The 20902-nt window shown below is 61.3% G+C and carries 18 protein-coding genes; 8 read left to right on the top strand and 10 right to left on the bottom strand.

Annotated features, from left to right (window positions below):
• Positions 1 to 184: 184 nt before the first annotated feature.
• The 6 genes from rpsO to rimP all read right to left on the bottom strand — a co-directional run bounded on the left by rpsO (position 185) and on the right by rimP (position 6771).
• The gene (rpsO, locus tag FNU76_RS13970; RefSeq protein ID WP_144278770.1) at positions 185 to 454 is read right to left on the bottom strand and encodes a 30S ribosomal protein S15; all 270 of its coding nucleotides are present in this window, start codon (positions 452 to 454) and stop codon (positions 185 to 187) included.
• A gap of 130 nt (positions 455 to 584) precedes the next feature.
• Positions 585 to 1517 carry a tRNA pseudouridine(55) synthase TruB gene (truB, locus tag FNU76_RS13965; RefSeq protein WP_144278769.1) on the bottom strand — a complete coding sequence of 311 codons (933 nt, stop codon included), beginning with the start codon at positions 1515 to 1517 and terminating at the stop codon, positions 585 to 587.
• On the bottom strand, positions 1489 to 1875 hold the full coding sequence (gene rbfA / locus FNU76_RS13960; RefSeq protein ID WP_144278768.1) for a 30S ribosome-binding factor RbfA: 387 nt from the start codon (positions 1873 to 1875) through the stop codon (positions 1489 to 1491). Before rbfA ends, truB begins: the two co-directional genes overlap by 29 nt.
• Before the next feature lie 89 nt (positions 1876 to 1964).
• On the bottom strand, positions 1965 to 4763 hold the full coding sequence (gene infB / locus FNU76_RS13955; RefSeq protein ID WP_144278767.1) for a translation initiation factor IF-2: 2799 nt from the start codon (positions 4761 to 4763) through the stop codon (positions 1965 to 1967).
• A gap of 29 nt (positions 4764 to 4792) precedes the next feature.
• On the bottom strand, positions 4793 to 6271 hold the full coding sequence (gene nusA, locus FNU76_RS13950; protein ID WP_144278766.1) for a transcription termination factor NusA: 1479 nt from the start codon (positions 6269 to 6271) through the stop codon (positions 4793 to 4795).
• A gap of 68 nt (positions 6272 to 6339) precedes the next feature.
• On the bottom strand, positions 6340 to 6771 hold the full coding sequence (gene rimP / locus FNU76_RS13945) for a ribosome maturation factor RimP (protein WP_144278765.1): 432 nt from the start codon (positions 6769 to 6771) through the stop codon (positions 6340 to 6342).
• A gap of 251 nt (positions 6772 to 7022) precedes the next feature.
• On the opposite strand from rimP, the gene FNU76_RS13940 reads away from it, so the two are divergent.
• The 5 genes from FNU76_RS13940 to FNU76_RS13920 all read left to right on the top strand — a co-directional run bounded on the left by FNU76_RS13940 (position 7023) and on the right by FNU76_RS13920 (position 12382).
• Positions 7023 to 8711 carry an AMP-binding protein gene (locus FNU76_RS13940; RefSeq protein WP_144278764.1) on the top strand — a complete coding sequence of 563 codons (1689 nt, stop codon included), beginning with the start codon at positions 7023 to 7025 and terminating at the stop codon, positions 8709 to 8711.
• Positions 8712 to 8816: 105 nt separating this feature from the next.
• On the top strand, positions 8817 to 10013 hold the full coding sequence (locus FNU76_RS13935) for a PilT/PilU family type 4a pilus ATPase (protein WP_144278763.1): 1197 nt from the start codon (positions 8817 to 8819) through the stop codon (positions 10011 to 10013).
• A 10-nt stretch (positions 10014 to 10023) separates the two neighbouring features.
• Positions 10024 to 10365, top strand: coding sequence for an ArsC family reductase (locus FNU76_RS13930; RefSeq protein WP_144278762.1), 342 nt, complete (start codon positions 10024 to 10026; stop codon positions 10363 to 10365).
• A 53-nt stretch (positions 10366 to 10418) separates the two neighbouring features.
• Complete coding sequence (gene dapE / locus FNU76_RS13925; RefSeq protein WP_144278761.1) at positions 10419 to 11549, top strand: succinyl-diaminopimelate desuccinylase; 1131 nt, start codon at positions 10419 to 10421, stop codon at positions 11547 to 11549.
• Between the two features lie 74 nt (positions 11550 to 11623).
• Positions 11624 to 12382: an SDR family NAD(P)-dependent oxidoreductase gene (locus FNU76_RS13920; protein WP_144278760.1), complete on the top strand. Its 759-nt coding sequence runs from the start codon at positions 11624 to 11626 to the stop codon at positions 12380 to 12382.
• 76 nt (positions 12383 to 12458) lie between these two features.
• Here the strand turns inward: FNU76_RS13920 and clpA are convergent, their stop codons facing one another.
• Positions 12459 to 14732, bottom strand: a complete 2274-nt coding sequence (gene clpA, locus FNU76_RS13915; RefSeq protein ID WP_144278759.1) for an ATP-dependent Clp protease ATP-binding subunit ClpA — start codon at positions 14730 to 14732, stop codon at positions 12459 to 12461.
• Positions 14732 to 15040: an ATP-dependent Clp protease adapter ClpS gene (clpS, locus tag FNU76_RS13910; protein WP_144280678.1), complete on the bottom strand. Its 309-nt coding sequence runs from the start codon at positions 15038 to 15040 to the stop codon at positions 14732 to 14734. Before clpS ends, clpA begins: the two co-directional genes overlap by 1 nt.
• Positions 15041 to 15340: 300 nt before the next feature.
• On the opposite strand from clpS, the gene FNU76_RS13905 reads away from it, so the two are divergent.
• Positions 15341 to 15547: a cold-shock protein gene (locus FNU76_RS13905; protein ID WP_144278758.1), complete on the top strand. Its 207-nt coding sequence runs from the start codon at positions 15341 to 15343 to the stop codon at positions 15545 to 15547.
• A gap of 78 nt (positions 15548 to 15625) precedes the next feature.
• Here FNU76_RS13905 and icd read toward each other — a convergent pair whose 3' ends face one another.
• Positions 15626 to 16858 carry an NADP-dependent isocitrate dehydrogenase gene (icd, locus tag FNU76_RS13900; protein WP_144278757.1) on the bottom strand — a complete coding sequence of 411 codons (1233 nt, stop codon included), beginning with the start codon at positions 16856 to 16858 and terminating at the stop codon, positions 15626 to 15628.
• A gap of 238 nt (positions 16859 to 17096) precedes the next feature.
• Here icd and FNU76_RS13895 point away from each other — a divergent pair, with 238 nt between their 5' ends.
• Both FNU76_RS13895 and aceK read left to right on the top strand, forming a co-directional pair.
• Complete coding sequence (locus FNU76_RS13895; RefSeq protein ID WP_144278756.1) at positions 17097 to 17699, top strand: pseudouridine synthase; 603 nt, start codon at positions 17097 to 17099, stop codon at positions 17697 to 17699.
• Entirely contained in the window at positions 17693 to 19453 is a 1761-nt protein-coding gene (gene aceK / locus FNU76_RS13890; RefSeq protein WP_144278755.1) for a bifunctional isocitrate dehydrogenase kinase/phosphatase, read from the top strand. Before FNU76_RS13895 ends, aceK begins: the two co-directional genes overlap by 7 nt.
• 126 nt (positions 19454 to 19579) lie before the next feature.
• Here the strand turns inward: aceK and FNU76_RS13885 are convergent, their stop codons facing one another.
• A complete protein-coding gene (locus FNU76_RS13885) occupies positions 19580 to 20854 on the bottom strand; it encodes a NupC/NupG family nucleoside CNT transporter (protein WP_223879018.1) in 1275 nt (424 codons plus the stop codon).
• Positions 20855 to 20902 lie beyond the last annotated feature (48 nt).

Raw genomic sequence — 20902 nt, 5'->3', positions numbered from 1 at the left:
CGTGAATGACCCTTTTCCGCCGGCGCGCTGAGTCCGGGTGTTTACCCGGCGCCGGGGTTCCAGCCAGTTGCTAGCCGCGGGGCGTGGCCGGAACCACTTCACACCCCACAGAATACGTATACGGAAAACAGTAGCCTGAAAAACAAAAAGCCGCTGCGGTGAGCAGCGGCTTCAGGGGGTACGTTTACTTACGCAGACCCAGGCGGGCGATCAGTTCGCGATAGCCGTCCAGATTGGTGCGCTTGAAGTAGGCCAGCAGCTTGCGGCGCTGATTAACCATCTTCAGCAGGCCACGACGGCTGTGGTTGTCCTTGGCGTTAGCCTTGAAGTGACCGGTCAGGCCATTGATACGAGCAGTCAGCAGTGCCACTTGGACTTCGGTGGAACCGGTGTCGCCTTCGGCGCGCTGGTATTGTTTGACGATCTCTGCTTTTTGTTCGACGGTAACTGCCATTTTTAATACTCCAACATACAAAAGCACCACATGGTGCAGTCGAGCAGGGCGAGTCCTGTCCTATGCAGCAACCCCTCCCGGCTCCCTTATACAGCCTTGGTTCCACCGGCCAGGCCGGCGGCGATCGCCATCAACTGTGAACCACGGTCGATAGCAATCTGCGCGGATACAGGACATTGTCACGCAATTCGCCAAGCCCGAGAAAAATCGGCTCGGCCGCGCCCGTATCACCATAAATGCGCAAGCCCGCGATTGTCTCATCCTTGCCGGGAAAACGCACGGATAATCCGTGGGTTAGTTTCGCCGTCGCGGCGCCGTCCAGCTGCACGGCAGGCAGATCGGCCAGCAGGCTGTCGGCAGGCAGCAACCGGGCATCGCGCTGTTCCAGCGTCAATGCTTCGAACGCTTCCAGCGAAACGGCATCCTCCAGACGGAACCCTGCGGTCGCCGTCCGGCGCAAACCGAACAGGTGCGCGCCGCAGCCCAGCAACTCGCCCATATCCTCGGCCAGGGTACGGATATACGTCCCCTTGCTGGCGCGCACATCCAGCACCAGTTCATCGCCATCGAAACGCAGTACCTCGATGCCATAAATGGTGATGCGGCGGGCGGGCCGTTCGATTGTCTGGCCGGCCCGGGCGTATTCATACAAGGCCTTGCCTTCGTGCTTGAGGGCGGAGTACATCGGCGGAATCTGCTCGATCTCGCCGGTGAATCGTTCGACCGCCTCCGCCAGCATCGCCTCGCTTACCGCAACCGGCCTGGTCCGCACCACCTCGCCTTCGAGGTCGCCGGTAGTGGTGGTCGCGCCCAGCTTGATGCTGGCCAGGTAACGCTTGTCGGCATCCAGCATGCGCTGGGCGAACTTGGTCGCATCACCGAAACACAGCGGCAACAGGCCCGTCGCCAGCGGATCCAGCACGCCGGTATGGCCGCCCTTCTCCGCCTGCAACAGCCATCGGCACTTCTGCAGCGCCTGGTTGCTGGAACAGCCCAAGGGCTTGTCCAGCAACAGTACGCCGTGCAGCGGCCGTTTAATCCTTTTTATCTGCGTCTGCTTCATCGTCGGCCGGGCTGGTGGTTTGCATGGCTTGGTCAATCAGCTTGTCCAGGGACATGCCGTACTCCACCGAGCGGTCGTATTCGAAATGCAGTTCAGGCATCTTGAACAGCTTGATGCGCTTGGAAAGCTCGCTGCGCAACCAGCCGGACGAGCGGTTCAGGGTGAATTGCGATTCTTCCGCTTCGCCTTGCATCAGGGTGTAGAACACCGTGGCATGGCTCATATCGCGGGTCACTTCCACGCCGGTCAGTGTCACCATGCCGATGCGGGGGTCTTTCAATTCGAGCCGGATCAGTTCTGCCAGCTCACGCTGCATCTGCTGGGCCACTCGGTCGGAACGGGTAAAGGCTTTGGCCATTTTTGAGTGTCCTGGAAAGGGTGAAGGGGGAAGAAGAAGAGTCGCTATTGCGCCCTCCCGCTTCCCCCTTCGCCCTTCCCGATTAGGAATTACAGGGTACGGGCGATTTCGATGATCTCGAACACTTCCAGTTGGTCGCCCACCTGGATGTCGTTGAAGTTCTTCAATTGCAGACCGCATTCGAAACCGGCCTTGGCTTCCTTGACGTCATCCTTGAAGCGCTTGAGGCTTTCAAGTTCGCCCTGGTGGATAACCACGTGGTTGCGCAGCAGGCGGACGCCGGCATTGCGCTTGACCACGCCGTCCAACACCAGACAGCCGGCGATGGAGCCGACCTTGGAGACGGTGAAGACCTGGCGGATATCGACCTGGCCGATGATCTGCTCGCGCTTCTCCGGCACCAGCATGCCGGACAGGGCCGCTTTCACTTCATCCACAGCGTCATAGATGATGTTGTAGTAGCGGATGTCCACGCCTTCGTTCTCGGCCAGCTTGCGCGCGGTGGCATCGGCACGCACGTTGAAGCCGATGATGACGGCCTTGGAAGCCAGCGCCAGATTGACGTCGGATTCGGTGATGCCGCCCACGCCGGAGTGCAGGATATTGACCCGCACTTCGCTGGTGGAAAGCTTCTGCAGGCTTTGCGACAGCGCCTCGAAGGAACCTTGCACGTCGGCCTTGATGATGATGGGCAGGCTTTGGACTTCGCCCTCGGCCATATGCGCCATCAAGTTTTCCATCTTGGCGGCTTGCTGCTTGGCCAGCTTCACATCGCGGAACTTGCCTTGGCGGAACAGGGCGATTTCACGCGCCTTCTTCTCGTCGCTGAGCACCATGGCGTCTTCGCCGGCATTCGGCACTTCGGACAGGCCCAGGATTTCGACCGGAATGGACGGGCCGGCTTCGTTGATGCTCTTGCCGCTCTCGTCCAGCATGGCGCGCACTTTACCGAACACGCCGCCGGCCAACACCACATCGCCTTTGCGCAGGGTACCGGACTGGACCAGCATGGTGGACACCGGGCCGCGGCCCTTGTCCAGGCGTGCTTCGATGATCAGGCCCTTGGCCGGCGCATCGACCGGCGCCGTCAGTTCCAGCACTTCAGCCTGCAACAGGATGGCGTCCAGCAGGCCATCGATATTGGTACCCATCTTGGCCGATACCTCGATGAACTGGGTGTTGCCGCCCCATTCCTCGGGTACCACTTCGTGCGCTACCAGTTCCTGGCGAACCCGCTCCATATTGGCACCGGGCTTGTCCATCTTGTTCACCGCCACCACGATAGGCACCTTGGCGGCCTTGGCATGGTGGATGGCTTCAATGGTCTGCGGCATCACGCCGTCATCGGCGGCCACCACCAGCACCACGATGTCGGTCGCCGAGGCACCACGGGCACGCATGGCGGTAAACGCTTCGTGACCCGGGGTGTCGAGGAAGGTGATCATGCCCTTCTCGGTCTGGACGTGATAAGCGCCGATATGCTGGGTAATGCCACCCGCTTCGCCGGCGGCAACCTTGGCGCGGCGGATATAGTCCAGCAGCGAGGTCTTGCCATGGTCGACGTGACCCATCACGGTCACGACCGGCGCACGCGGCATCAGCGCATGTTCCTGCTTCTCGCTGCTGTCCAAGTAGGTTTCCGGATCGTCGAGACGGGCGGCCAAGGCCTGGTGACCCATTTCTTCGACCACGATCATGGCCGTTTCCTGGTCCAGTACCTGGTTGATGGTCACCATCATGCCCATCTTCATCAGGACCTTGATGACTTCGGCAGCCTTGACCGACATCTTGTGGGCCAGATCGGCGACCGAAACGGTCTCCGGCACATCGATCTCGCGCGAAATCGGCTCGGTCGGTGCCTGGAAGGCGTGCGCGTTGTCGTCGTTGCCGCCACGGTTGCGGCCACCCTTCTTGCCGCTCTTCCAAGCGCCACCGGTATCGCCGCCACGGGTCTTGAGACCACCGCGACGCTTGGCGCCATCACCCCAGCCATCCTTGGCGGGTGCGGCGGCCTTCTTGGCGTCGGCCGGCGCCGGCTTGGCGTCCTTCTTGGCATCCTTCTTCACGTCGCCCGGCTTCGGCGCCGCACGATGCAAAGTGTGTTCCGTCGGCGCAGCGACCGGCTTGGGCGCAGCGGCGGCGGCGGCGGCATCGGCAGCAGCCTTCACGGCGGCTTCCTGAGCGGCCTTGCGGTTCAATTCCCTATCTTGCTTGGCCTTGATGTCGGCGGCCTGGCGCTCGAACAGGGCACGCTGACGCGCGGCCTGTATTTCACGCGAGTCCAGCTCGGCCTGACCCAGCACCGCGGCGCGCGACAGCGGATTGACCGCCGGCTCGGCGGCAACCGGCTCGTCCTTGGGCGCAGCGGCTACCGGCTCGGGTTCGGCTACCGGCTCGGGTGCCGGCGCGGGAGCGACCACCACGGGGGCGGGTTCCGGCTGCGGCGCCACTTCGACGACCTCGGCCACGACCGGCTCCGGCGCGGCCGGCACAGGCGCGGGCTCGGCTTCCACCTCGGCCACGTGCTGGACCGGCTCGGCGGCCATCGCCTCGTGTTCCTGCTCGGCCTGCTGGGCCGCACCGCCGGAGGCTTCAGGCGCCAACAGCACGCGCTTCTTCTTCACCTCGACCTGGATGGTGCGGTTCTTGCCGGTCGCATCGGACTTCTTGATTTCGCTGGTCTGCTTGCGCCCCAGCATCACCTTGGGCTTGTCCATGGCGGAGCCATGCACGCTGCGCAGGTGCGCCAGCAACTTGGTCTTGTCTTGCTCGGTCAGCGCATCATCGACGCCAGCCTTCTCCACCCCGGCAGCGCGCAGCTGGTCCAGCAAGTGTTGTGGTGGCATTCTTAGATCAGCCGCAAATTGGCTAACATTCATTTGATTCATCCTTGATCCGTCTCCTGGCCGTGTCCGGCTTACTGCTGCTCGAACCAATGGGCGCGGGCGGTCATAATCAATTGTTTGGCAGCTTCAGCATTCATATCGGTCATCTCGACCAACTCATCCACCGCCAGCTCGGCCAGATCATCGCGCGTGGCAATGCCGTTGCTGGCGAGGGCACGAGCGATTTCCGGGCTCATACCCTCAAGGTGCTGCAATTCCTCGACGCTGTTCTCGACTTGCTCTTCCTTGGCGATGGCCTGGGTCAGCAGCGAATCGCGAGCACGGCTGCGCAGTTCGTTCACCAGGTTCTCATCGAAGCCGTCGATATCCAGCATCTCGTTCAGCGGTACGTAGGCAACTTCTTCCAGGGTGCCGAAGCCTTCCTGCACCAGGATTCCCGCCACTTCTTCGTCCACATCCAAGGCCGCCATGAACAGCTCGCGCACCTTGGCGTACTCCACCTCGTGTTTCTGCTCGACCTGTTCCAGCGTCATGATGTTGAGGTTCCAGCCGGTCAGTTCGGCGGCGAGGCGCACGTTCTGACCGCCACGGCCGATGGCCATGGCGAGGTTTTCCTCGTCTACCGCCACATCCATGCTGTGGCTTTCCTCATCGACCATGATCTTCTGCACTTCGGCCGGTGCAAGCGCACCCAGCACGAACTGGGCGGGATCGGCCGACCACAGCACGATATCGACCCGCTCGCCGGCCAGTTCGCCGGTCACCGCCTGCACCCGCGAACCGCGCATGCCGATACAGGTACCTTGCGGATCGACCCGCGGATCGTTCGACTTGACGGCGATCTTGGCGCGGGCGCCCGGGTCGCGCGCGGCGCCGCGGATCTCGATCAGGCCTTCCTCGATCTCGGGCACTTCCAGCTCGAACAACTTGGCAATGAATTCCGGCACGGTGCGGCTGAGGATCAGCTGGGCGCCACGGCCGTCGCGATCGATCTTCACCAGGTAGGCACGCACGCGGTCGCCCACCCGCAGGTTTTCCTTCGGGATCATATGCTCGCGCGGCAGCTTGGCTTCCAGCTTGCCCACTTCCACGATGGCGTTGCCGCGCTCTATCCGCTTGATGGTGCCGGTAACCAGGTGTTCCTTGCGATCCAGAAAGTCGTTGAGGATCTGCTCGCGTTCGGCATCGCGTATGCGCTGCAGGATCACCTGCTTGGCGGTTTGCGCGCCGATCCGGCCGAACTCGATGGGCTCGAGCGGTTCTTCGTAGAAGTCGCCCACGACCAGCTTCAGGCCTTTTTCATTGACATCGGTAATCGCGAACTGACGGGAAGGCTCTTCGTGGTCGTTGTCCTCAACCACCTCCCAACGACGGAAGCTCTCGTAATCGCCGCTTACGCGGTCAATGGCGACGCGTACATCGACATCATCGGTGTAACGTTTCTTGGTGGCCGAGGCCAGCGCCATTTCCAGCGCGCCGAACACGATATCGGGCATGACGTTTTTTTCACGCGCCAAGGCATCGACCAGCAACAGGATTTCACGACTCATTTCTCGAATACCTCCAACCGTATTGCTCCGGGCACTAGCCCCAATCTCTTAGCATCTTTTTCTTGCATTCAGAACTCTGGCACCAACCGAGCCTTGTCGATCTGCGCCAGCGGCACCGCCACCAGCTGATCCGGACCGACCAACACCTCGACCTTGCCGTCCGAGATACCCTTCAACTCGCCCTGCAGCGTCTTTCTGCCGCCCTCCAGCGGAACACGCAGCTTCAGCTTCACCTGCTGGCCGGCGAAACGCGTGAAGTCGGCCTCCTTCTTGAGCGGGCGGTCCAGGCCGGGAGAGGAAATCTCCAGCCGCTCGTACGGAATGTTCTCGACGGTGAACAAATGCGAGAGGTGGTTGCTCACCTTCACGCAGTCATCCAGGGTGATACCCGCCGGGCTGTCGATAAACACCCGCACCAGACCGTCACGGCCGTGCTCCAGGTCGACCAGTTCATAGCCGAGCCCAGGGAGCGTGGTGTCCAACAAACTTTGCATGTTCATAGCGTCGCAGAAATAAAAAATGGGCCCTCGAGCCCACTTCAAATTACTTAAAGAATTGAAATCCCCGCTATTTTAGCCACTTAGCGACGGAAACGGAACCCCAACGGCTTGTTGTATTGACCGAGCAGGTGCTTGGCAGGCACTTGGCGGCGCTTTGGCTATTCCGGTAGAGTGCATTCGGTGGCGCACCAGGACGCCGTCCCTGCCATACAGGCAACGGAATAGATCACCAGACACGGAGACAACAAAAGATGGAAAGAATCTGGTTGAACCAGTACCAACCGGGCGTGCCCGCCGAGATCGACCTCGATGAATTTCAGTCGGCCGGTGAAGTTTTCGAGAAAAGCGCGCAGAAATTCCGTGACCGTCCCGCCTTCTCCAACGCGATCAAGTTCGCATCGCGCACGATGAATTACGGCGAAATCGATACCGCCTCGCGTGATCTTGGTGCGTTTTTGCAACATGAGCTGAAATTGGGCAAGGGCGAACGCGTCGCCATCATGATGCCCAATCTGCTGCAGTACCCCATCTGCGTCTTCGGCGTGCTCCGGGCCGGCCTTACCGCCGTGAACGTCAACCCGCTCTACACCCCGCGCGAGCTGGAACATCAGCTGAAGGACTCGGGCGCCACCACCATCATCATCGTCGCCAACTTCGCCCACGTGCTGGCCGAAGTGGTGGGCCGCACCCAGGTCAAGAACGTCATCGTCACCGAAATGGGCGACCTGCTGGGCCTGAAGGGCAGCGTGATCAGCCTGCTGCTCAAGCACGTCAAGAAGATGGTGCCGGCCTATTCGCTGCCGCAAGCCGTCAGCTTCAAGGGCGCCCTCAGCCGCGGCAGCCGCCACGAACTGAAGAAGGTTGCGGTCGGCCACGACGATATCGCCTTCCTGCAATATACCGGCGGCACCACCGGCGTCTCCAAGGGCGCCATGCTGACCCATGGCAATATCATCGCCAATATGCAGCAGGCCCATGCCTGGCTGAAGCCGCTGGTCGAGGAAGGCAAGGAAGTCATCGTCTGCGCCCTGCCGCTCTACCATATCTTCTGCCTGACGGCGAACTGCATGGTGTTCTCCAAGATCGGCGGCCTGAACGTGCTGATCACCAATCCGCGCGATATCCCCGCCTTTGTCGAGGCGTTGAGCCACTTCCCCATCACCTGCATGACCGGCGTCAACACCCTGTTCAACGCCCTGCTGAACAATGCCGATTTCCTCAAGCTCGATTTCAGCACCTGGAAGCTGGCGCTGGGCGGCGGCATGGCGGTGCAACGCGCGGTGGCGGAAAACTGGAAGAAATCGACCGGCGTGCCGCTGATCGAAGCCTATGGCCTGACCGAAACGTCGCCGGCCGCCTGTATCAATCCCATGCATCTGAAAGCCTACAACGGCGCCATCGGCCTACCCATCCCGTCCACCGACATCCAGGTACGCGATGCCGAAGGCAAGGAACTGGGTTTCGACGAGCCGGGCGAGCTTTGGGTGAAAGGTCCGCAGGTCATGAAGGGCTACTGGAACCGCCCGGAAGAAACGGCCAAATGCCTGGATGCCGATGGCTGGCTGGCCACCGGCGACATGGCCATCGTGCACTCCGACGGCTTTATCAAGCTGGTCGATCGCAAGAAGGACATGGTGCTGGTGTCGGGTTTCAACGTCTACCCGAATGAGGTCGAGGACGTGGTCGCCATGCACCCCGGCGTGCTGGAGGTTGCCTGCATCGGCATTCCGGACGAAAAGTCCGGCGAAGTGGTGAAGATCTTCGTGGTCAAGAAAGATCCAGGCCTGACCGAGGAAGCGCTGCACGAGCACTGCAAGAAAAACCTCACCGGCTACAAGATGCCCCGCCATATCGAGTTCCGCAAGGAACTGCCCAAGACCAACGTGGGCAAGATCCTGCGGCGAGCATTGCGCGACGAGGAAATCGCCAAGACCGCTTAATGACGTTGTTATAAATAAGCGTATAGAAACCCGCCCACCCAGGCGGGTTTCGCTTTTCATGCGTGCTAAACTCAGGACGATTCCACGCCCTGATGCCCACACGATATGAACCTGCTCCCTTTTTTCAAGATGATGTCCGAACGCCAGGCCAGCGATCTGTTCGTGACCGCCGGCAGCCCCGTGCAAGTCAAAATCCAGGGCGTGCTCTACCCGGTCAACAAGCAGGTGCTGGACGGTTCGCACGTCAAGGCGCTGGCCTATGAGCTGATGACCGAAGACCAGCAGTCCACCTTCGAGGCCGAATGGGAAATGAACTTCGGCCACCTGGTGGAGGGCGTGGGGAATTTCCGCGTCAATGTCTTCAAGCAGCGCGGCAGTATGGCCATCGTGGTGCGCTACATCAAGGCGGTTTCGCCCACCATCGACGATCTGCGGCTACCCGATGCGCTGAAGAGCCTGATCATGGAAAAGCGCGGACTGATCTTCGTCGTCGGCTCGACCGGCTCGGGCAAGACTTCGACCATCACCGCCATGATCGAACACCGCAACACCACCACGCCCGGCCACATCCTCACCATCGAGGACCCGGTCGAATACATCTATCCGCACCGCAAGAGCATCATCAGCCAGCGCGAAGTCGGCATCGACACCCACAGCTTCTCCGACGCCCTCAAGAACGCCATGCGCGAAGCGCCGGACGTGCTGATGATCGGCGAGATCCGCGACAAGATGACCATGCAGCACGCGCTGACCTACGCCCAGGCCGGCCACTTGATCGTCTCCACCCTGCACGCCAACAACAGTTATCACTCGATGAACCGCATCATCAATTTTTTCCCGCACGAAGCGCGGGAAAGCCTGCTGATGGACTTGAGCGTGGCCTTGAAGGCGGTGATCTCGCAGCGTCTGGTGAAGAACAAGCAAGGGCAGCTGACGCCCGCCGTCGAAGTCATGGTCAACTCCAGCCGCATCGCGGAACTTATCAAGGGCGGCGATATCGACCAGATGAAGGAAGCCATGGAGCAAAGCCTGTATCAAGGCTCGCAAACCTTCGAGCAGGCGCTGTACAAGCTCTACCGGGACGGCGAAATCAGCTACGACGAAGCCATGGCCAATGCCGATTCGGCCACCAACCTGGCCTGGTTGATCAATAACGCCCAGTCGCAGGAAGAGATCGAAGCCGATCGCAGCAAGAAGCGTCAGCAGAACGAAGCACGGGGGCAAGTCAAGCCAGCGAACCGGCCAGCGCACCCGAGCCGGAAATCAGCTTCGATATCGACCTGCACTGAACCCTCTACCTAGCGGTAAATCCATGAAACTGTACGGCATTCCCAATTGCGACACCGTCAAGAAGGCCCGCGCCTGGCTGACGGCTCACCAGCAGGAACATAGCTTCCACGATTTCAAGAAAGAAGGCGCCGGCGCCGAGCTGCTGGCCGGCTGGGTCGCCCGGCTGGATTGGCAGACCCTGCTGAACAAGCAAGGCACCACCTGGCGCAAGCTGGACCCTGCCCGCCAGGCGCTGGTCGTCGATGCCGCCAGCGCCATCGCCCTGATGCAGGAACAGCCCTCCCTGATCAAGCGCCCCGTACTCGAACACGGCGAGCGCCTCTTGGTGGGCTTCAAGCCGGAACACTACGAAGATCTGATCTGACCCGCCTGCGGCGCCTGCCGCCAGTTGCCAACCATGCTCCCCTCAAGCCCAACATGACCGACCGCACCCTCGCGCTTACCCAGCAATTGATCAGCCTGAACTCCACCACGCCAGTCGATGCCGGCTGCCAGGACATCATGATTCGCCGCCTGGAAGCCATCGGCTTCCAGGTCGAACGCATGCGCCACGGTGAAGTGGATAATTTCTGGGCCCGCCGAGGCCAGCAAGGGCCGCTGATCTGCTTTGCCGGCCATACCGACGTGGTACCCACCGGCCCGCACGAGCAATGGCATAGCGAGCCCTTTACGCCGGCGGTACGTGACGGCCTGATGTATGGCCGGGGGGCGGCCGACATGAAGGCCTCACTGGCCGCCTTCGTGACGGCGGTAGAGGATTTCGTTGCCGCCCACCCGCAGCATGCCGGCTCCATCGCCTTTTTGATCACCTCGGACGAGGAAGGTCCGGCGACGGACGGTACGGTACGGGTGGTCGAGACCTTGGCCGCCCGAGGCGAAGCAATGGATTATTGCATCGTCGGCGAACCCACTTCGTCCCGCACCTTCGGCGACATGATCAAGAATGGCCGGCGCGGCTCGCTATCCGGCCTGCTGACGGTCTACGGCATACAAGGCCATATCGCCTACCCGCACCTGGCCAAGAACCCCGTGCACCTGGCGGCGCCGGCACTGGCGGAGCTGGCCGCCACCTGCTGGGACGAGGGCAATGCCTACTTCCCGCCGACCACTTGGCAAATCTCCAATATCCATGCCGGCACGGGCGCCGGCAATATCATCCCCGGCGAACTGGTGGCGCAATTCAATTTCCGCTTCGGCACCGCCAGCACCGCGGAAGGCCTGAAGGAGCGGGTCGCCGCCATACTCGACCGGCACGGCCTGGACTACAACATCGTCTGGACCCTCAGCGGCCGCCCCTTCCTGACCGAGCCCGGCACCCTTTCCGATGCCCTGCAGGCCGCCATACGCGAAGAGACCGGGGTGGAGGCCGAGCTGTCCACCACCGGCGGCACCTCGGATGGTCGTTTTATCGCCGCCATCTGCCCGCAGGTGGTGGAGTTCGGCCCCATCAACGCGACCATCCACAAGCTCAACGAATGTGTTGCCGTGGCCGACGTACCCAAATTGTCGGCCGTTTATAGGCGCACTTTGGAAAACCTGCTGACCTGATCACCAGGGTCACGAACCGCCCAGGCATGAGGCGGTCACACCCCGGCACTATCGCAAACCATTGAGGAGACAAGATGACGGCACCCATCGCCTTTGTTACCGGAGCCAGTAGCGGTTTCGGCCTTGCCACCGCTGTCCGGCTTGCCGAGGAGGGCTATCGCGTCATTGCCGCCGCTCGTCGTCTCGACAAGCTGGAGACGCTGGCCAGCCGCTATCCGGATCAGGTTCTGGCACTGCAGCTGGATGTGGCCGACCGCGCCATGGTCAAGCGCGCCATCGCCGAGCTGCCTGCGGACTACGCCGAGGTCGATGTGCTGGTCAACAACGCCGGCCTTGCCCTGGGCCTGGCGCCAGCCCAAGGCGCCAGCCTGGACGACTGGCAGACCATGATCGATACCAACTGCCTGGGACTGGCCGCCGTGACCCATGCCATCCTGCCCGGCATGGTGGCGCGCAATCGGGGCCAGATCATCAATATCGGCTCCATCGCCGGCGACTATGCCTATCCCGGCGGCAACGTCTATGGCGCCAGCAAGGCCTTTGTGCACCAGTTCAGCCTGAACCTGAAGGCCGATCTATTCGGCACCGCCATCCGGGTCAGCTGCATCGAACCGGGCCTGGCCGGCGGCAGCGAATTCTCCCAGGTCCGCTTCAAGGGTGACGAAGGCAAGGCAAGCGGCCTCTACCAAGGCACCACCCCGCTGACCCCCGAAGACATCGCCGGTACGGTCGCCTGGCTCACCAGCCTGCCCAGCCATGTCAATATCAACGTGATCGAAATGATGCCGGTCTGCCAGGCGCCCTCGGCGTTGGCGATACATCGGAAGTCCTGACGCCTCCGCCTGCGTCCGAGGCCCTGAAAAAGCAAATGCCCCGCACATCGCGGGGCATTTGCCATTTAGACCACCATCACACCGAAACAGCCGTCGTATCCTTGATATCGAGCCGGATCTGTTCGTTCTCGTCGATATCGATACTGACCTCGCCGCCACCGGCCAGGCTGCCGAACAGCAGCTCGTCGGCCAGCGCCTTGCGGACGGTATCCTGGATCAAGCGGGCCATCGGCCGGGCGCCCATCAGCGGATCGAAACCCTTCTTCGCCAAATAGGCCTTCAGCGCCTCGGTAAAGTGGGCTTCCACCTTCTTCTCGTGCAACTGGGCCTCCAGCTGCATCAGGAACTTGTCCACCACCTGCAGGATGATGTCCTGGTTCAGCGGAGCGAAGCTGATGGTGGCATCCAGCCGGTTGCGGAACTCCGGCGTGAACAGCCGCTTGATCTCGGCCATCTCGTCGCCGACCGCCTTGTTGGAGGTGAAGCCGATGCTGGACTTGTTGAGCGACTCGGCGCCGGCATTGGTCGTCATCACGATGATCACATTGCGGAAATCCGCCTTGCGGCCGTTATTGTCGGTCAAGGTGCCGTGGTCCATCACCTGCAACAGCACGTTGAAGATATCCGGATGGGCTTTCTCGATCTCGTCGAGCAGCAGCACCGCGTAGGGATGCTTGGTGATCGCCTCCGTCAGCAAGCCGCCCTGGTCGAAGCCCACATAGCCCGGCGGTGCGCCGATCAATCTGCTGACGGCGTGCCGCTCCATATACTCCGACATATCGAAGCGGATCAGCTCGATGCCCATGGTATAGGCCAGCTGCCGCGCCACCTCGGTCTTGCCCACGCCGGTCGGACCGCTGAACAGGAAGGAGCCGATCGGCTTTTGCGGATTGCCCAAGCCGGCGCGCGCCATCTTGATGGCGGTCGCCAAGGCATCGATGGCGTTCTCCTGGCCGAACACCACGCTCTTCAGATCGCGATCCAGCGTCTTGAGGGCGTTGCGGTCGTCGGAGGAGACGCTCTTCGGCGGGATGCGGGCGATCTTGGCGACGATCTCTTCCACCTCGCCCTTGCCGATGGTCTTCTTCTGGCGCGACTTGGGCAGGATCTTCTGCGCCGCGCCGGCCTCGTCGATCACATCGATGGCCTTATCGGGCAGATGCCGGTCGTTGATGTACTTGGCCGACAGCTCGGCCGCGGTATGCAGGGCCGCGGCCGTGTATTTGACGCCGTGGTGCTCCTCGAAGCGGCTCTTCAGCCCCTTCAGGATCTCTACCGTCTGCTCGATGCTCGGCTCGGCCACGTCGATCTTCTGGAAGCGGCGCGACAGGGCCGTATCCTTCTCGAAGATGCCCCGGAATTCGGTATAGGTGGTCGCGCCCACGCATTTGAGCGCGCCGTTGCTCAGGGCCGGCTTGAGCAGGTTGGACGCGTCCAGGGTGCCCCCCGACGCCGCGCCCGCTCCCACCACCGTATGGATCTCGTCGATGAACAGGATGCCGTTGCGGTCTTCGCCCAGCTGCTTGATCACCGCCTTCAGGCGCTGCTCGAAATCGCCGCGATACTTGGTGCCGGCGAGCAGGGCGCCCATGTCCAGCGAATAGACGGTGGCATCCACCAGGATATCCGGCACGTCGCCATCCACGATGCGCTTGGCCAGGCCTTCCGCGATGGCGGTCTTGCCCACGCCGGCCTCGCCCACCAGCAAGGGATTGTTCTTGCGGCGGCGGCACAGCACCTGGATGACGCGCTCGATCTCGTGGTCGCGGCCGATCAAGGGGTCGATGCGCCCCTGGCTGGCCGCCTGGTTGAGATTGAGGGTGAAGCTATCCAGCGCGCTGTGGCTCTGCTGCTCGGCTTCGGCATCGTGCTCGCCTTCGCTGCCCTTGGCCGCGCCGTGGCCGCCGGCTTGCGGCGCCACCTTGCTGATGCCGTGCGAGATAAAGTTCACCACGTCCAGGCGGGTAATGCCCTGCTGGTGCAGGAAGTAGACGGCGTGCGAATCCTTCTCGCCGAAAATGGCGACCAGGACGTTCGCGCCGGTGACTTCCTTCTTGCCGGACGATTGGACGTGCAGGATGGCGCGCTGGATCACGCGCTGGAATCCTATCGTGGGCTGCGTCTCGACCTCGCTGGACCCGGCCACCAGCGGCGTGTGCTCGGCCACGAAGTCGGTCAGTTCCCGTCGCAGCTGGTCGATCTTCGCGCCGCAGGCCCGCAGGACCTCGGCCGCGCTCTGATTGTCCAGCATGGCCAGCAGCAGGTGCTCCACCGTGATGTATTCATGGCGTTTCTGACGCGCCTCCACAAAAGCCGCATGCAGGCTTACTTCAAGTTCCTGGGCAATCATCAGTTTTCCTCCATTACACACTGCAGCGGGTGCTGATGCTGCCGTGAAAAATCCATCACCTGCGCAACCTTGGTGGCAGCGACATCTTTAGGATAGACCCCGCAGACGCCTTTGCCTTCAGTATGTACTTTGAGCATGACACGGTTGGCCCGTTCACGATCCAACCCGAAAAACTGCTGCAACACAATGACGACGAACTCCATGGGGGTGAAATCGTCGTTGAGCAACAGCACCTTGTGCATCGGCGGCGGCTTCACTCGGGTCGGGTTCTTGGCGAGTTCGACGCCGTCGTTATTCTGTATGGCCATATTCGCTAAGAGGGTTGAGAGCATTGCTACCGTAATCTAATTTTGGCCCGCACGGCCAGCATTTCAAGTGACGTATTTACCCTACATGACCAGCACCTCGACGCATGGGGTGCTTGACGGCCAATTTCCGGCGGGGTACAAGGCGAACGTTTGGATTCAAGTTGGTAGCTAGTACCGGCTGTCGGCTGTACGCGGTTGTCGTAGTACATAGAAGTGCCAGTCTTGCGAGCCTTGAACCATAACAAAACCTAAGCGGCTCGCCGCTTTCACTTAGCAACCAGCAATTGAGGAAATAGTACAATGGCAACCGGTACCGTAAAATGGTTCAATGATGCAAAAGGTTTCGGCTTCATCACTCCTGATGACGGCGGCGAAGACCTGTTTGCGCATTTCTCCGCAATCAACATGAACGGCTTCAAGACCCTGAAGGAAGGCCAGAAGGTTTCCTTCGAGCTGACCCAAGGTCCTAAGGGCAAGCAAGCTTCGAACATCCAAAACGCTGCCTAAGCGTTTCGCCTGTTCAAGAAAAACCCCGCGAAAGCGGGGTTTTTTGTTTGAACCCGCCGACGAACGGCGGGGTCATCCTCACATGCGGGCGATCATTGCATCGCCGAAGGCCGAGCAGCTCACTTCGGTGGCACCGTCCATCAGGCGGGCGAAGTCATAGGTCACCTGCTTGTCGGTAATGGCCTTTTCCATCGAGCTGATGATCAGGTCGGCCGCCTCGGTCCAGCCCAGGTGGCGCAGCATCATCTCGGCCGACAGGATCAGCGAACCGGGGTTCACCTTGTCCTGGCCGGCGTACTTGGGAGCCGTGCCGTGGGTGGCTTCGAACATGGCCACGCTATCGGACAGGTTGGCGCCCGGGGCGATACCGATACCGCCGACCTGAGCGGCCAGGGCGTCGGAGATGTAGTCGCCGTTCAGGTTCAGCGTCGCCACCACATCGTATTCGGCCGGACGCAGCAGGATCTGCTGCAGGAAGGCGTCGGCGATCACATCCTTGATCACGATGCCGTTCGGCAGCTTGAGCCATGGACCGCCGTCGATCTCGACGCCGCCGAATTCGGTCTTGGCCAGATCGTAGGCCCAATCACGGAAGCCACCTTCGGTGAACTTCATGATGTTGCCCTTGTGCACGATGGTCACGCTCTTGCGGCCATTGTCGATCGCGTACTGGATGGCCTTGCGCACCAGGCGCTCGGTACCCTGCTTGGAGACCGGCTTGATGCCGATGCCCGAGGTCTCGGGGAAGCGGATCTTCTTCACGCCCATTTCATTCTGCAGGAAGGCGATGACCTTCTTGGCGCCATCCGATTCCGCAGCCCATTCGATCCCTGCGTAGATGTCTTCGGTGTTCTCGCGGAAGATCACCATATCGGTCAGGTCGGGGCGCTTCAGCGGCGAAGGCACGCCGGCGAAGTAGCGTACCGGACGCAGGCAGGTGTACAGGTCCAGCTCCTGGCGCAGCGCCACGTTCAGCGAGCGGATGCCGCCGCCGACCGGCGTGGTCATCGGGCCCTTGATCGAAACCACGTAATCCTTCAGGGCGGCCATGGTCTCGGCCGGCAGCCACACATCGCTGCCATACACCTTGGTGGACTTCTCGCCGGCGTAGATTTCCATCCAGTGGATCTGCTTCTTGCCGTCATAGGCCTTGGCCACGGCTGCATCCACCACCTTCTTCATCACCGGGGTGATATCGACACCGATACCGTCGCCTTCGATGAAGGGAATGATGGGTTGGTCGGGGATGGCTTGTCCGGCAACGATTTTCTGACCGCCTGCGGGAACATTGATATGCGATTGGGTACTCATGCCTACTCCGTTGAAGAGTGCTTGGGGATAGGGCCGCTTGTGACGGCCGCGCTTGTCTGCTTTTGTGAACAATGCCGATGTATCGGTAGTTCGACACCGTAAGCTTGCTATTATCGGGCAAAAGCCCCCCTTACTGCCAGGGAGGCGCTACACAAGAGTGAATGCCGAGCCCTCGCCTTGCGCGCGGAGCCACCCGCCGCCCGTGTGTAGATCGACTCATCGCTACCCCCGATACGCCATGCCCGATCTCATCCTATTCAACAAGCCCTACGGCGTCATCACGCAATTCTCCGGTCATTCGCTGCATCCGACCCTGTCCGACCATATCGATGCGCCGGGCTTCTATCCGGCCGGCCGGCTCGATACCGACTCCGAAGGCCTGCTGCTGCTGACCAATGACGGCAAGCTGCAAGCCCATATCGCCGATCCCCGCCACAAGCTGCCCAAGACCTATTGGGTGCAGGTCGAGGGCACCCCCTCGGAACAGGCCCTGGAGCAGCTCAGGCGGGGTTTGGACCTGGGCGACTTCACTACCCTGCCCGCGCTGGCCGAACGGCTGCCTGAGCCGGCTGTATGGCCCCGCACGCCCCCTATCCGGGTGCGCAAGCTGATACCCGACAGCTGGATTGCCCTGACCATACGCGAAGGCAAGAACCGCCAGGTCCGCCGCATGACCGCCAAGGCGGGCCTGCCGACCCTGCGCCTGATCCGGGTTGCCATCGGCCCCTGGTCGCTGGCGGAGCTGGAACTGGCGCCGGGGCAATGGCGCAAGATCAGCGTGGAAGATATCGCCGCGCGCGGCCGCCCCGCGCCCATCCGAGCCAAGAGACCCTTATGCTGATCCCGTCCGGCCAACACCCCAAGGCGATTGCCATTGCCCAAGCCCTGATCGAGGGCTTCGACCGCCACTACACCATCTTCCGGCAGGTCAGCCACCAGGCCAAACAGCGGTTCGAAGCGGCCGACTGGCATGCCGTGCAGGCCGCCTCGAAACAGCGCATCCGTTTTTACGACGAACGGGTGGACGAATGCGTCGCCCGCCTGCATGAAGAATTCCACGCCGACTGGCTGGACGACGATATCTGGCAGCAGGCCAAGCTGCTGTTCGTCGGCATGCTGGTCAACCACAAGCAACCCGAGCTGGCCGAAACCTTTTTCAACTCGGTCTGCTGCAAGATCCTGCACCGCAACTATTTCCACAACGACTTCATCTTCGTGCGGCCGGCCATTTCGACCGAGTACATCGAATCCGACCCGCCCACCTATCGCAGCTACTACCCGCGCGCCGGCAGCTTCCGCCGCACCCTGCGCAATATCGTGGGGGATTTCGGCTGGCAACTGCCCTTCGCCGACCTGGAGCGCGATCTCGGCTACGCGATCGACACCGCGCTGCGCCATATGGGCGGCCAATGGCCGGAGCTGGAAGCCAATTACCAGATCCAGATCCTGTCCAGCGCGTTCTACCGCAACAAGGCCGCCTATATCATCGGCAAGGCGGTCAACGGCGCCCAGGAATTCCCCTTCGCGGTCCCGGTGCTGCACGACGCGAACGGCCGCCTCCATCTCGACGCCCTGCTGCTGGAGCCGCGGCGGATTGCCGTACTGTTCTCGCTGAATCGCGCCTATTTCATGGTGGACATGGCCTCCCCCTCGGGCTACGTCGGCTTCCTGCGCTCCATGCTGCCCTTCAAGCCCAAGGCGGAGCTGTACACCATGCTAGGCCTGGCCAAGCAGGGCAAGACGGTGTTCTACCGCGACCTGATGCACCACTTGCGCCACTCGCGCGACGATTTTATCGTCGCGCCCGGTATTCGCGGCCTGGTCATGCTGGTGTTCACCCTGCCCTCCTTCCCCTATGTCTTCAAGCTGATCAAGGACGAGATCGCACCGACCAAGGATGTCACCAAGGAGATCGTGCTGGCGAAATACCAGCTGGTGAAACAGCACGACCGGGTGGGCCGGATGGCCGACACGCTTGAATTCAGCAATGTCGCCCTCCCCAAGCAGCGTTTTACCGAGGAATTGCTGACCGAGCTGCGCACCCTCGCACCCAGCCTGCTGGAAGAAGACGAGCACGAGGTGGTGATACGCCACCTGTATATCGAGCGCCGCATGGAACCGCTGAATATGTTCCTCAACCGGGCCACCACCGCGCAGCTGGAGCATGCGGTGGCCGATTACGGCAATGCCATCCGCGAACTGGCCACGGCGAATATTTTTCCCGGCGATATGCTATTCAAGAATTTCGGCATCACCCGTTACGGCCGCGTGGTGTTCTACGATTATGACGAAATCGAGTACATGACCGACTGCAACTTCCGCGAAATCCCGGAAGCACCCAGCCCGGAAATGGAAATGGCCAGCGAGCCCTGGTATCCGGTTGCCCGCAACGATGTGTTCCCCGAGGAATTCGCCCGCTTCCTGCTGGGCCCCAACGAAATCCGCCGGGTTTTCCTGCAGCACCACCGCGACCTGCTCAACCCGGCCTTCTGGCGCAGCCGGCAGGCGCGTATCACGGCGGGGCACGTGGAAGATTTTTTCCCTTATCCGCCCGAGTTGCGCTTCGTCAATCAGCATCCGGACCAGGCGGTCTAAGCAAAAAACCCGCATTTTTCAGATGCGGGTTTTTTGTGGGCAGCCGGAAAACAAATCAAATTCTCGTCATGCCGGTGACGGTAACAAAGACAGGTGGATATCCACCTGGTCTTTGGTCATGCCATCTTAATTCGAGTACAGGAAGATATTCGCCACGCAAGCGGTGCATAGACCGGCCAGGATGGCCGCGAACAAGGCGCGCATGCCGATGGCCGCCAAGTTCCCCTGCTGGTTCGGCGCCATCGAACCGATGCCGGCTACGCAGATGCCTACCGAGGAGAAGTTGGCGAACGAAGCCAGCGCGAAGGTAGAGATCACGATGGCGCGTTCAGACAGCAAGCCGGCCGCCTGCATACGCGTCAGGTCGAGGTAGGCGACGAATTCGTTGATCACGATCTTCTGGCCCAGCAGCGAACCCACATGCAGCGTCTCTTTCCAGTCCACCCCGATCGCCCAGGCGATCACGCGGAAGCCCTGGCCGAAAATGTATTGCATGGACAGGCCGTCGAATGCGCCATTGGTGGAGCTGCGGATCAGCTCATTGATGCCCCACCAGTTGCCGACTACATGCAGCAGCAAGTGGTTGAACATGGCGATCAGCGAAACGAAGGCCACCAGGATGGCGGCGATGATGACCGCGAGACGGACGCCATCGATGGTGCCCTGCACAATGGCATTGATGAAATTGCCATGGTGGCCGTGGTCGTACTCGAATTTTTCCTTGCCCTTGGGATCGATCTCGGTCTGCGGCAGCAGCATCTTGGCGAACAGGATGGCGGCTGGCGCATTCATGACCGAGGACAGCAGCAGATAGGAGGCAAAGCGGGCCTGCTGCTCTGGATCGGCACCGCCGAGGAAGGTCACATAGGCAGCCAGGACCGAACCGGATAGATGCGCCAGTCCGCCGGTCATCATGGTCATCAACTCGGACCGGCTCATGTTCTTGATGAAAGGCTTCACCAACAGTGGCGCCTCGGTCTGGCCAAGGAAGATATTGCCGGCCACCGCCAGGCTCTCCGGGCCGGTCAAGCGCATGGTGCGCTTCATGACCCAGGCGAAGACCACCACGATCTTCTGCAGAATGCCAAAGTGATAGAGCAAGGCCGTAAATGCCGAAAAGAAGATGACAATCGGCAATACGTTGAAAACAAAGATAAATCCCAACTTGCCATTCGGTGACGCCAAGTCCTCGCCGAAGACGAATTTGGAACCTTCACGGGCAAAGCTCAGCAAGGTGACAAAGCTCATGCTGACCGACCGGAAACCCTCCTTCACGGCCGGGACATGACTGACCAGCAGACACAGCACCACCTGTAGGAGAACCCCGAAGCCGACCAAGCGCCAACTGATGGCGCGCCTGTCGGCCGAAAAAGCATAGCCGAGCGCGAGCAAGCAGGTCATGCCAAACAATGATTGAAAGACGCTGATCATCGTATTTGTGCCACTTAT

Source organism: Chitinimonas arctica, from assembly GCF_007431345.1.
GTDB lineage: Bacteria > Pseudomonadota > Gammaproteobacteria > Burkholderiales > Chitinimonadaceae > Chitinimonas > Chitinimonas arctica.
This window is presented reverse-complemented; position numbering and strand designations above follow the sequence as displayed.